This is a genomic window from uncultured Eudoraea sp. (genome assembly GCF_947490415.1).
GTDB lineage: Bacteria > Bacteroidota > Bacteroidia > Flavobacteriales > Flavobacteriaceae > Eudoraea.
Window position 1 is genome coordinate 106,747 of record NZ_CANLGX010000004.1, and the last position, 12,955, is coordinate 119,701.

The 12,955-nt window shown below is 36.5% G+C and carries 12 protein-coding genes and 1 other RNA gene; 4 read left to right on the forward strand and 9 right to left on the reverse strand.

Annotated features, from left to right (window positions below; genetic code table 11):
- Nucleotides 1-8: 8 nt before the first annotated feature.
- Nucleotides 9-1,448, reverse strand: coding sequence for an ATP-binding domain-containing protein (locus tag Q0874_RS11690; protein ID WP_299163412.1), 1,440 nt, complete (start codon nt 1,446-1,448; stop codon nt 9-11).
- Nucleotides 1,449-1,552: 104 nt separating this feature from the next.
- Here Q0874_RS11690 and Q0874_RS11695 point away from each other — a divergent pair, with 104 nt between their 5' ends.
- From Q0874_RS11695 to rsmD, 3 genes are read left to right on the forward strand one after another with little or no spacing between them, the layout of a single operon-like run.
- A complete protein-coding gene (locus Q0874_RS11695) occupies nt 1,553-2,203 on the forward strand; it encodes a hypothetical protein (protein ID WP_299163414.1) in 651 nt (216 codons plus the stop codon).
- On the forward strand, nt 2,181-3,002 hold the full coding sequence (locus Q0874_RS11700; protein ID WP_299163415.1) for a DUF3822 family protein: 822 nt from the start codon (nt 2,181-2,183) through the stop codon (nt 3,000-3,002). Before Q0874_RS11695 ends, Q0874_RS11700 begins: the two co-directional genes overlap by 23 nt.
- Nucleotides 3,002-3,553, forward strand: a complete 552-nt coding sequence (gene rsmD / locus Q0874_RS11705; protein WP_299163416.1) for a 16S rRNA (guanine(966)-N(2))-methyltransferase RsmD — start codon at nt 3,002-3,004, stop codon at nt 3,551-3,553. Before Q0874_RS11700 ends, rsmD begins: the two co-directional genes overlap by 1 nt.
- 53 nt (nt 3,554-3,606) lie before the next feature.
- Here rsmD and rnpB read toward each other — a convergent pair.
- An RNA gene (gene rnpB / locus Q0874_RS11710) (RNase P RNA component class A) lies at nt 3,607-3,926 on the reverse strand.
- A 272-nt stretch (nt 3,927-4,198) separates the two neighbouring features.
- Here rnpB and Q0874_RS11715 point away from each other — a divergent pair.
- Complete coding sequence (locus tag Q0874_RS11715; protein ID WP_299163418.1) at nt 4,199-6,013, forward strand: DNA polymerase III subunit gamma/tau; 1,815 nt, start codon at nt 4,199-4,201, stop codon at nt 6,011-6,013.
- Here Q0874_RS11715 and Q0874_RS11720 read toward each other — a convergent pair.
- From Q0874_RS11720 to Q0874_RS11750, 7 genes are read right to left on the reverse strand one after another with little or no spacing between them, the layout of a single operon-like run.
- Entirely contained in the window at nt 6,002-6,361 is a 360-nt protein-coding gene (locus tag Q0874_RS11720; protein ID WP_299163420.1) for a transmembrane 220 family protein, read from the reverse strand. The two genes, Q0874_RS11715 and Q0874_RS11720, sit on opposite strands and share 12 nt — an antisense overlap.
- 11 nt (nt 6,362-6,372) lie before the next feature.
- Nucleotides 6,373-7,746 (reverse strand): alkaline phosphatase family protein, encoded by a 1,374-nt coding sequence (locus tag Q0874_RS11725; protein ID WP_299163422.1) that lies wholly within the window; start codon nt 7,744-7,746, stop codon nt 6,373-6,375.
- 5 nt (nt 7,747-7,751) lie between these two features.
- Nucleotides 7,752-8,945 carry a metabolite traffic protein EboE gene (gene eboE, locus Q0874_RS11730; protein ID WP_299163424.1) on the reverse strand — a complete coding sequence of 398 codons (1,194 nt, stop codon included), beginning with the start codon at nt 8,943-8,945 and terminating at the stop codon, nt 7,752-7,754.
- Nucleotides 8,946-8,948: 3 nt separating this feature from the next.
- Nucleotides 8,949-10,115 (reverse strand): 3-dehydroquinate synthase, encoded by a 1,167-nt coding sequence (locus tag Q0874_RS11735; protein ID WP_299163425.1) that lies wholly within the window; start codon nt 10,113-10,115, stop codon nt 8,949-8,951.
- Between the two features lie 9 nt (nt 10,116-10,124).
- A complete protein-coding gene (gene eboC, locus Q0874_RS11740) occupies nt 10,125-11,027 on the reverse strand; it encodes a UbiA-like protein EboC (protein WP_299163426.1) in 903 nt (300 codons plus the stop codon).
- A 1-nt stretch (nt 11,028) separates the two neighbouring features.
- Entirely contained in the window at nt 11,029-11,937 is a 909-nt protein-coding gene (locus tag Q0874_RS11745) for a TatD family hydrolase (RefSeq protein WP_299163427.1), read from the reverse strand.
- Nucleotides 11,934-12,797: an EboA domain-containing protein gene (locus Q0874_RS11750; RefSeq protein WP_299163428.1), complete on the reverse strand. Its 864-nt coding sequence runs from the start codon at nt 12,795-12,797 to the stop codon at nt 11,934-11,936. The genes Q0874_RS11745 and Q0874_RS11750 overlap by 4 nt, the downstream gene beginning before the upstream one ends.
- Nucleotides 12,798-12,955: the final 158 nt, after the last annotated feature.

The window sequence follows — 12,955 nt, forward strand, 5'->3', positions numbered from 1 at the left end:
AATTTAAGTCATTCCTGATCAACAAAAAAATCGCTCTTGAACCCTATCAGGTACAATTTTTCCTTAGCTCTGGTTACCGCGGTATAGAGCCATCGTAAATATTCACGATCTATTCCATTCGGAAGATAAGGTTGCTCTACAAATACAGTATTCCATTGTCCTCCCTGTGATTTATGGCACGTAATGGCATATGAAAATTTCACCTGCAAGGCATTAAAGTATTTGTTATTCTTTACTCCCAGAAAACGTTTGTATTTGGACTTTTCATGAGCATAATCCTTTTGTACTTCCTGATATAACCTATTTCCTTCTTCATAGGACAATGAAGGTGTATCCGCTCTTATTGTATCTAATAATAAGACAGTCTCAAACGGCCTTTGGTTCGGATAATCTACCATTTTTACTTTTACCTCCGCAAATTTGAAACCATAGAGTTCCTTAATAGAAAAAATCTCCAGGATTTCAATAATATCCCCATTTGCAATAAAACCGGCCTCTGAACTGGTCTTTAACCAAAAGTAATTGTTCTTGACAACCATCATATAATCGCCGGGGGCCAACTCATTTTCCAGGTATAATATTCTGTTTCTTATGTTTTCATTATACAAATTTGCTCTTTTATTTGAGCGAACAATTAGTACTGTCTCTTCCTTCCCATTTTCCCTGTATGAATTATCAATAGCTTCCTGAATGTCATTACCATCAATTAGTCTTACAATATCTTTATAGGGGTTAACATCAAATCTAAATTCATCCAAGTAGCCAGATTGTAATTGTTCCCGCAAATTGGTGGCATTCAGTAATATCCCAGAGTCCTCTGCCTGTCTTACTACTTCATCTAACTCTAAGGTTGTAACCTCTTTATTATAATTATGAGCTAGTTTTTCGCTGTCCAAAGCAGGGCTGATTTGCAAATGAACCGGTGGCAACTGAGCAGTATCACCAATTAAAATCAATTTACAATTATGGCCGGAGTACACAAACATCAACAAGTCGTCTAATAGTGAGCCATTTCCAAATAACTTGGAATCTGATGGTGCATCAGGGATCATAGAAGCTTCATCTACAATAAAAATTGTATCCCTATGCTTGTTTGGTGCAAGTATAAATTTTATGCCTCCCCCACTTTCTTTTTTCGGAAAGTAAATTTTCCGGTGAATTGTGAAGGCCTGACTTTTGGAATAATTACTCATCACTTTGGCGGCCCTTCCGGTGGGTGCCAGCAGAACTGCCTTCATAGTTGTCTTCCATAAATTAGATACTATGTCCCCTACTATGGTTGTTTTACCAGTTCCGGCAAAACCTTTCAACAAATAGACTTCCTCTTTTTTTTCAGATAACACAAAATGTGCCAGCTGTTGTAAGGCCACTTCTTGTTTTGATGTGGGTGTATGAGGAAAGTTATCCTTAAGAAGTTTATAAAAAGAAGGCGCAGTAAGCAATTTCATAAGCCTTCAAATATAAAGAGGATTTTTGCGACAAAACCTTTTACGATTAAAAAAAAATTGTAGATTTGTGAAGACCAGTTAAAGATAATTAATACCAGTTAAAAATGAAAACCATACTTCAGATAGTACTTTGGATAATTTGCGTAGGACTTGGATACCTAATCTATAGATCTGTAACGGGACCTATTGAGTTCAAAAAGGTAAAGGAAGAACGTTTTTCTAAAGTAATTTCCAATTTAAAGGACATCAGAGATTCTCAGGAAGCTTACAGGACAGTTAATGGAAAATTTGCCAACGACTTTAATAGTCTTATAACTTTTGTGGATACCGGAAAATATACAATAACTCAACAAAGAGACTCTTCATATATGGAGTTCGACAAGGTTTATGGAATTGATCTTTTAAGAGAAGTAACCATTATTGATACCCTGGGTTTTGTTTCCGTAAAGGATTCCTTATTTAAAGGCGATGATCGCTATAAAAGCATGATGAATGTTCCTTACGCTCAAGGTGGAGAAACATTTGAAATGAAAGCTGAAATTGTTGATAAGGGAGGCTACAAGGCTCCGGTTTTTGAAGCCAAAGTTAAAAAGGATATTATTTTATACGACCAACCTAGGGATCTTATGGCCAGGGAAAATGCTCAAATAAGTGTTGAAGAAGTAAACGGACCAGAAATTAGAGTAGGTTCGCTTACAGATGTAAGTACCAATGGTAACTGGCCCCCTATTTATGACAAAAAAGGAGATCAATAACAATATTGAAAATTTTCATAAATTGTCCATTCAGGTTAGCTTGAATGGACTTTCTTTTTGTATCGTGGACACTATAGCCAACACGATCAAACATTACAAGCGGCGTAACTTTGGTAAAGAGTTAAGCCCTTATGAGATGCTAAAGGAATTAAAACAGCTCTTTAGAGAAATACAACTTGAAGATTATTCCTTTACAGAGGTCGTGGTTATCCATAGAAATAATCTCTTTAGCCTTGTTCCTAAGCCATTATTTGATAAAGCCGAACTTGCCAACTATCTTAAGTTTAATGTCAAAATACTCGCCAATGATCTGGTTGAATACGATGAGATTGATAGTTACGATCTGGTAAATGTTTATGTACCTTTTGTAAATATCAACAATTACATTTATGATCTTTTTGGGGAATTTGAATTCATGCACCATGGGACAGTTATGGTTCAATCCTTATTAAATTCCCACAGCAATGGAAATGAGCCTATTTGTTATGTGCATGTAGCCGATAAGCAGATGGATATTACAGTACTCACTCAAAAGCAATTATTATTCTTTAATAGTTTTCAATTTAGCACCAAGGAAGATTTTATTTATTACCTCCTTTTTACCTTAGAACAATTAAAACTGAATACGGAAACCATAAAATTGAGGCTTTTCGGTGCGGTCGATATGGGCGATGAGCTTTACAATATTGCTTATGAATATATACAGCATATTTCATTATTTATTCCACCCAGCGACATTTATTCAACTGAAGAGTTTGATAAGGAAACAGTGGATTTTACAGTACTAAACGCTCTTTAATGCGCATTATCTCCGGTTCACATAAAGGCCGCCGTATCATGGCCCCCAAGGGACTGCCTGTACGTCCCACTACTGACATGGCCAAAGAAGCTTTATTCAATATCTTAAATAACAACTATTATTTTGAGGATCTAGAAGTATTGGACTTATTTTCTGGGACGGGGAATATAAGTTTCGAATTTGCCTCCAGAGGCAGCAGGGAAATTGTGGCTGTTGATAAAGATTACAGATGTATTAAGTTTATCGCAAAAATGGCCAATGAACTTGGCTTTAATATTTCTGCTATTAAAAGTGATGTTTTTAAGTTTATTGAAAAAGTAAAGCTGAATTTTGATGTCATATTTGTTGATCCTCCTTATAGTTTTACCTTCGAAGATTGTTCCAGGATTGCTTCAATTGTTTTTGAAAGACAATTATTAAATAAAAATGGGATTTTAATAATAGAGCATTCCAAACACACCGATTTATCTGTTGTTGAAAATTTTAAATACATGAAGAAATACGGAGGGAGTATTTTTAGTTTTTTTGAATCAAATGAATCTATGGAATAAAAAAATCCCTCACTCTTAGATCCAAAATAGACCTTATAGAACAAGGGAGTTTTTCTAAAAGCAGGTCATAAGCCGGATTCTGTAAGGCCTCAAAGAGACCTCCTTATCATTTATCTGGACTAAAGGTTACCCCAAAGTTCTAACCGCCTACCCTTCAGCTTGAACGTGCAGTCCTCAAACGCTGATTTACATGACGTTTCACCGCATAGAGTTTACCTGATTTCACTACAGCATTACCTGTACTTGCTTTCTGTTGCACTTGTCCTTCTTCCGCACATGGCGGAAGAGACGGGCGTTACCCGCTATGCTGCACTATGGTGTCCGGACTTTCCTCACTAACATAAACTGTTAGCGCGATAAGGGGACCTGTTTAGTGCAAAGGTACGATATCCCTTTTAGGCTTAAAAACAAATACGGCTCTATTCATACTTTGATTTGTCTTCATATATGCTATTTCAAATCCTGACATGGAAATAATAATGAATATTTTGGCCTTTACACCCTTGGTCAATAGTTCTGTCAGAAAACAATTGTTGATAAAAACTGGGCATATAGTTCCAAATTAAACGCCAGAATTGACGGCTATTTCTATATTTGTATATCACAGAGTAGACGTTTATATTTAGCCTACAAAACCTTATTTAATTGGAACCTTTTATTGTATCGGCCCGTAAGTACAGACCCAAAACCTTCAAGGATGTTGTGGGCCAGGAAGCCATTACAAATACTTTGCTGAATGCAATAGATAATAACCATCTGGCTCAAGCGCTTTTATTCTGTGGCCCCAGAGGAGTAGGAAAGACTACATGCGCACGGATTTTGGCCAAACAGATTAACCAGGACGGTACAGAAAAAGAAGATGAAGATTTTGCATTCAATATTTTTGAACTGGATGCGGCATCGAATAATTCTGTTGATGATATCAGGAGCTTGATAGACCAGGTGCGAATACCACCTCAGGTTGGAAAATACAAAGTATATATCATTGATGAGGTACATATGCTGTCTCAATCCGCGTTTAATGCATTTTTAAAAACACTGGAAGAACCACCTAAACATGCTATTTTTATTTTAGCTACTACAGAAAAACACAAGATTATACCCACCATATTATCGCGTTGCCAGATCTTTGACTTTAAACGTATAACCGTTAAGGATGCCGCTGAGTATCTCAAATATATTGCCGAGCAACAAGGTATTGAAGCAGAGGATGATGCACTTCACATTATAGCCCAGAAGGCAGATGGCGCTATGAGAGATGCATTATCTATTTTTGACCGGGTAGTTAGTTTCTCCGGAAAAAATCTTACCAGAGCGGCTGTAACTGAGAATTTAAATGTTCTGGATTACGATACATATTTTGCCACTACAGATTTAATTCTGGAGCATAACATCCCTCAATTATTAGTTTTGTACAATCAAACGCTCGCTAAAGGCTTTGAGGGACATCATTTTATTAGCGGTCTGGCTTCACATTTCAGAGACCTTTTGGTTTGCAGGCATAAAGACACTATCGCCCTTTTGGAAGTTGGAGAAAAGGCTAAAAAAAAGTATCTGGAGCAATCTAAAAAAACTTCTGAATCCTTTTTATTAAGAGGGATAACTATTGCAAATGAATGTGACCTTAACTACAAAGCCAGTAAAAACCATAGATTATTGGTTGAGTTAACCTTAATGAAATTAGCCTCCATAGATTTTAATGGTGAAAAAAAAAATCTTGAAAACCTCAGTTCCACCTGGAATGGTGAAATTCAATTAATACCGACTTCGTTTTTTATTGATACTATACCCGCTAACCAGGCTCCGGAACCTCTGGAATCGGGGAATATGTTGGAGGAAATCAAAACAGTCATACCTAAAGAGAAGGAAGTCGAAGTCCGGGAACAGGCGGAATTTCCCGAAACGGAAAAAATTGAAAAACAGCCACTTACATCCATTATGTCGGAAGAAGTATTGGTATCAGATCCTAACAAAAACATTAGGATTAAGGAGCGATCCAAAAGAATTTCGGGATTGTCAATATCCAGTTTAAAGGCGAAAAAAGAACATCAGCTTAAAAGGATAGAGGTCGTAATTGATGAGGATGAACTGCCTAAAGAAAGTTTTGAAAAAGAAGAATTATTAAAACATTGGGGAAATTATATTCAAAAATTAGACGAAGCAGGTAAAAAGATTATGGCTTCTAATCTACGTTCCGACCAACCTAAAATAGTTGATGAATCGCAAATATGGATTGAGCTGCCCAATGGTACAATGAAAAAAGAAATTGAAAGGGAACAATATCAACTTTTGAAATTTCTAAGAAAGCAGCTTAACAATTATAGTATTGAGTTGAAAATAACCGTCAATGACGAAATTGCCAAAAAATTTGCCTATACACCTGAAGAGAAGTATCAAAAACTAAGGGAAATAAACCCTGCGATTGATCTCCTAAGAAAGGAGTTTGATTTAGACCTTTGATTTATTTACCAATCCTAACCTAAGGGCATAAATCAGCATTACTATTGCTACAATAAGCAGCCCTAAAGACTCTCTTCCCCTTTCAATATTGACAATATCTCCATTACCAATAGTTACGCCTTCAAACTTATCTGGCCACAAAACAAAAGTGCCGATAAAATATATTCCACTTAGAATAAGTGCCACGGTAAAGTTTAATTTACCCAGATAGAAGAACAAAGAAGCTGTAGCAGCAACTCCATAGATGGCATACCATAACAAAGCGTCTGGATCATTGTATTGCACATAAGCGGCCCATATGAATAACAATATAAATATTAAGGAAAGATATTTAAACAGGTTTTTCATAATGTAAGATTTTAACCGGTTAACTGTTTAGTTATAAGCTGATACACCTCTGTGGATTTAAAAAGTTGCTGTTTTAATGATCCTTTATTATTTGTTATAAAAACCGGATAATCTGATTGATCTTCAGGTATTCTGCCATGGGAACCCTTTACCAAATTTGCTTTTAGGGGAATTATATTCATTACAGTTCTAAATCCGAGTTTCTTTTTTATAAGTTTCAATATCACCTTGAGCATCACAAATTTATCATCCGGATCTGTGAACATTTCTACCGGGTCATAACCAGGCTTTTTGTGGATATCCACCATATTTGCGTAGTCCGGAGCTTTTGAATCATCCATCCAGAAATAATAAGTAAACCATGAATCTTTATCAGCTATCAACAGCAAATCGCCACACCTGCTGTGATTTAAATGTGCCTCTTGCAATTCATTATGCGATAACACCCTGTCAATACCTTCAATTCCTTTTAATAACTCCTTTACTTTGCTTTCAATTGTTGGGTCATTAAGATAAATGTGCGCTATCTGATGATCAGCCACTCCAAAAGCTTTACTGGCGCCTGCATCTAAAAGCTCCAGGCCTCTTTCTTCCCTGATACTTATTAATCCCTCAGATCGAAGAATACGGTTAATGTGAATTGGTTTGCTTACATCGGTTATACCGTATTCCGAGAGTAGAACGATATTTGTATTTTCCTTGTCATAATGACTTACCAGTTTTTTCACAACCTCATCAATTTCATTGAGATCTTTACTGATTTTGGAAAAGTCAATACCATATCTCTGCAAATTATAATCCAAATGAGGCAGATAAACTAAAGTAAGTGTAGGATCATGCAATTGGTCTATTCTGATTGCAGCGTCAGCAATCCACTGACTCGACTTCACTGATGTTTTGGGACCCCAAAAATTAAATAAAGGGAAAGTCCCTAGTTCTTTTTGTAATTGGTCTCTTAATTCAGGTGGATGTGAATAGACATCAGGGATTTTTCTGCCATCGGCAAGATAGTTAGGACGAGGCGTAACACTGTAATCCACTGTAGAATACATATTATACCACCAGAAAAGATTAGCACAGGTAAAATTGCTGTCCAATTGCTTCATCTCATCCCACAACTTGTCACTTTGAGTCAATTTATTGGATTGTCTCCAAAATTTTACTTCACATTCATCCTTAAAATACCATCCGTTTCCAACAATACCATGTTCTGAAGGCCATTTACCGGTAAGATAAGTTGTTTGAGCAGTGCAGGTGACCGCAGGCAAAACCGGTTCAATTGAGGCTAACTCGCCTTTTTCCAGAAATGACTTGATAAAAGGCGTATGTTCACCAATTAGTCTATTGGTAAGACCAACAACATTAAGAACGACCGTTTTATTCATGCCTTTTATAGTTTATCTATTAACCAGTTCATTTCCCTGATTATCGATTCTGAAAGTTCTTTTTTAAGAGAATTTGGAAGTACATCCCAGGTATAAGTCTCAATTTCCAGGTGTTCTGAAATCAAATTATCTCTGAGAATAGCTATCACCTTCAATATATGATCTTGTGTGGAATATAATTCCTCAAAAGATTCTAGAAAAATGGGAACATGAAAATGTGCTCTTAATTCTGAAACATTAGTTTTATTTTTTAGAACAACGGGCAAGTCATTATAAGTCTTAACCCCCTCGCTAGTATTTTCAGTAACCTGGTGCAGGTAGGTAGGCTCATCAAATTGCGCCAATGATTCCCATATTTTATCTCTATCGGATGTATCAAATTTAATTTTCAAAGCTGCGCTAACCTGTATTTTTCCAATCTTAATTCCAGCATTCTTTAATTTTTCGAAAGTATAGGCGGGCTCTTCATAGGCAAGTGAAAAATGACATATATCATAGCAAAGGGTACAATAGCGCAAAACCAAATCTTTCGCCCTTTCTTCGCTCACATCAAGGGTTTTTATTAGTTCCTTTTTCGCAATTGGTAAAAGAAAATTACGGTAGAACGTTAAAACATCTTCAGTATTCTCAAGCATCCCATCCGGCTCCGGTTCTATATCAAGATGAAGATACTTGGCGGTTCTTTCTTCAAGTTCATGGAGTTTTAACACAAGCTCGGTCAAATGAGTTGCTCCCTTTTCCATGACTGTCTTTTTACTATCCTTGCTACTGTGCCAGTGTTTGTAGCTAATTGGTGATGTGGAAATACCCCCAGAAATACCTTCGGGCAAGAGATAAGCCAACTGATCAAATAGTCTTATAGTATAATTGACTCTATCCCTTGTTGTCCAATCGGGTTCATGGACTTTAGCCTTTACAACTTCATCATGAAAATTTCCATATGGAAAACCATTCATGGTAAATACATAAAGACCGTTTTTAATTAACCAACTTTTAAATTTTGGGAGATTATCATTCATAGCAAGCTCTTCACTTGCCTTATTGGATAGTCGCAATCCTATACCAAATAGTTGCCCTTTTGATATTTTATTCTTTATAACCGGCAGGTATTCAACTAAACTCTCAAAAGTACTTTCCCAATCCTGTCCCGGATGAATATTAGTGCAATAAGTCAGATGGTATTTATCATCGATCAGCATAGTTTATGCCATATTAATTTTACATTTATTATTAAGGGAATTTACTGCATTCTTCATTAATTCTATGTCTATTTTGTGCACATCTACCTTCTGCCCAATACCGTTTATTAATGTAATTGTCAATTCACCTCCAAGATGCTCACGAAACTCCTGAATCCCTTTTAATAATTCCTGCATTTCTTCATCTCCTGAAACCGGAATAGACAAATCAAAGCCAATGTCTGCCATGACCTTTAAAATTTCATCCAAAATTTCTGCTGAAATAAAACCAATAAGCTTAGAATATACTAAATCCAGAGCAATCCCCTTAGCCACAGCTTCACCATGTCTCAAAGAATAATTGCTCATCTGTTCTAACTTATGCGCGGACCAATGACCAAAATCTAAGGGTCTGGAAGATCCGCTTTCGAAAGGGTCGCCACCTTTGGCAATATGTTCCATATGCATTTCGGCGCACCTGTAAATAGTTTTGAGCATGGCATCCATATCACGTTCTTTCAATTTGATCGCATTTTCTTTAATTGTTTTAAAGAAAAATTCATCTTTAATAAGAGCAACCTTAATAGCCTCAGCTACTCCTGCAATCCAATCGCGTTGCTCAAGACTTGTCAAAAAATCACTATCGTTTATTATTGCATATGGTGGCGCAAAAGTTCCTATAAAATTCTTTTTGTTATAAGCATTTATGCCATTCTTTACCCCTATTGCGGCATCGTTCTGGGAAAGGACAGTAGTTGGGATACGAATGAGCTTTACACCCCTGTGAGCAACCGACGCAGCATAACCTGCCATATCAATTACCGCACCACCTCCAATGACTATCACAAAGGAATGCCTGCAAATACCATTATTATTGATCGCGCCTATTATTCTATCAACATTGTTGTAATTGTTTTTGGATATCTCTCCACCTTCAATTACCAGACACTCGGTAAATAGCAGTTGAGAGCTATGCAGCAGACAATAATTTCTAATACGCTCAATTAGCTTAGGGTGCTTTTTAAGAACGCCATTATCCGCAACGAAAAGGAGTTTTACCTGTTCATTTGGCTTGTATGACTCTATAACCTCCTTGAACAATTTATTATTGCTTTCAAATAAGCCACTTGTGAAGTGTAAACTATATTTAAAATTTACGGCAAAAGATTGTTCTATAGGCTTTAATTGCATTCCATAATTTTAAGTTACGGCAAATATTTTAGCTAATATGTACGAAAGTGGCAACAATAGTAAAACAATCAATCCAAACTGCCAACTATCAAAGGCTACAGTGAGCGAGGCATCCAAAACAATTATTGAAAGTACACCGCTAACCACTGCTTTTTTTATATTTTCCGGTGAATTTATTCTATATGCCCTAATTAATGAACTATAAATCAGAAATATAAATAAACCAAGGAAAGGAATTAAACCAAGCAACTTTTCCTGTTTATCCGGTAAAATCATCAAAACGCTAAAAATTACCACAGCATATAATAGCCCTGCCCAAATTATGTGCTTTTTGTTTTCCCCATAAACCTCTCCCCTGCTTATTAATGTAATGGCAAAAATATATAAAAGAGGAATTACGGCATACATCCAGTGAGATATTTCACCAAATACAGACATCCCTAAAATAAGGTTCAATGCTCTGCAAAGCCCCATATTTAAAGGCCCCAGAAATTGAAATTTTTTGGAAAATGTATCATAAAGTATGATTGCTAAAGCAAGAATTAAAGCTATGATACCACTAAGGTAATTCACAAAAAAGGATAAAATAATTCCTGATATCAATAAGCCGGTTCCAAATAATGAAGCTCCTTTTAGAGATACATCTCCTTTTGGAATAGGTCTTTCAGGTCGTTCTATCTGGTCAATTTTAAAATCAAATACATCATTTAGTACAACTCCTCCGGCGTAAAGGAACGTTGAGGAAATTAGGAGAAGTAATAAATTCAGAGATACAGCTCCACCTAAAAAAGTGTCAGATGCAATTAGCACGGTTAAACCGGATATGCTGGAACCGGCCATTATATCTGCCATGGCAGTGGGTAAGTTTGCAGGCCTGGCAAGCTTTGAATAACCCAGAAGTACCACGTTCATTCTACTTTATTTGATCTGTGTCTCTACGAGGTTCCTGACCTCTTAAAACGCTATTATCATTGAAAAGAATTGATTGATTAATTCCTTGCGGATTTAACCAGTCTGATTCTTTCATTTTGCCATTTTTACTAAAAGCATCCAGGGCATTCTGATAACAGGTTTTTATGACATCCTCACGCTCTATACCGCGCTTTAACATAAGGGCTGCCGTTTTTGGCACTGCCAATGGGTCACTAACCCCCCAGTCTGCCGAACTATCTACTATGATTTTAGAGCTGCCATATTTACGCACTACTTCTACCATGCGTTCATTGCCCATTTTAGTTTTGGGATAAATGGTAAAAGCGGCAATAAAACCTCTATCTAAAACTTCTTTTACTGTTTCCTCATTATTGTGATCAATTATGACATTGCCAGGATCCAGTTTATGCTCCATGCACACTTCCATGCTCCTGATTGTTCCAGCCTTTTTATCTCTATGAGGGGTATGCACCTGTACAGTCATATTTAGTTCTTTAGCCAGCTCTAATTGTTCCCTAAAATACTTATCCTCAGCCGGCGTTTGATCATCATAGCCTATTTCGCCTATAGCTACAACATTTTCCTTGTGAAGATATAAGGGTAAAAGTTCCATAACCTGCTCTGCCAGGGCCTCATTATTGGCTTCTTTGGAATTCAAGCCAATGGTGCAGTAGTGTTTTATTCCAAACTGACTGGCCCTAAATGGTTCCCAACCAACAAGGCTACTAAAATAATCCTGGAATGATCCAACCTGGGTTCGCGGCTGACCTAACCAAAACGAGGGCTCAATAATTGCAACAATTCCAGCCTCCGCCATAGCTTCATAGTCATCGGTTGTCCTCGAGGTCATATGAATGTGAGGGTCAATTATCATCATTTTTTCTTTCATAGCTTATTTTTTAAATTTTCCCAGGTGACGGCCTTATTCGCAACTTTTTCCTTTAAATTGGGATACTTATCCAATAGTCTGATTGCTTCCGGTTGATTGGAGTAATAACAACAAAGTGCAGCCGCCAGATTTTCAATTTTATCTTTACTCCTAAACAAATGATCCATATCCTGTAATAAAACACCTTCCAAAAATCCTGTTACAGGTCGCCAGAACAATGGATCTATATCCCTTGAAGCCGCCCATCGCTCATGGGCATAATCTGAAATAATTCTCACTAAATCTCTGTTCGCCCGCTTTTCAACATCAACAATCTCTCCCAAATTGCGCTCCATAAAAGCCGCTTTCAAATACATTTGATTCCATTGCTGATCATTAAAATATATAGAAGGATAAGGATTGTTTAATGCTATAGCGTCAAAAATTATCCCAATATTAGTTCGCAATGCTTCAACGCCTACGTGATTATAGTCCCCGGCATTAGGTAAAAGCATTAAAAACTTCAAAAAGGTTTCCAGCTCACCGGTATCAGCAACCTGAATAAGATTTGCCACCTTAGTTGAAAAATATGCTAAATCTGATTCAAGTACTTTACTAAGAAGATAAATCCTAGCAATTTGGAGCAGGTTCGCATTCTGTGCGATCAGATATTTTTCCAATTCCTGATTTATGCCCTGGATTCTTGGTTTTTGTGCAGGATCAATTTTTCCGGCTAATAGACTATAAGATAAATATAATTCCTTTGCAGATTTGGACTTAATAATTAAATCTAACTTATTCTCTATCCAGGTATGTGTTTCTTCAGATACACTATCACCCAAAATTTTAGATAACTGTTTACGAGTATCCAAATGCTGCATATATTCCAATTACAAAATAAACAAGGAGTTAAACAAAAGAAAAATCTTTAGCAGCACAAATATATTAAGATAACAGCAATCCTCTTCTATTAATAAGAGAATATAGTTTTATTAAACACCATAAGTGTTTCACAGGTTCTTTTTAATTTAGCAAAAAT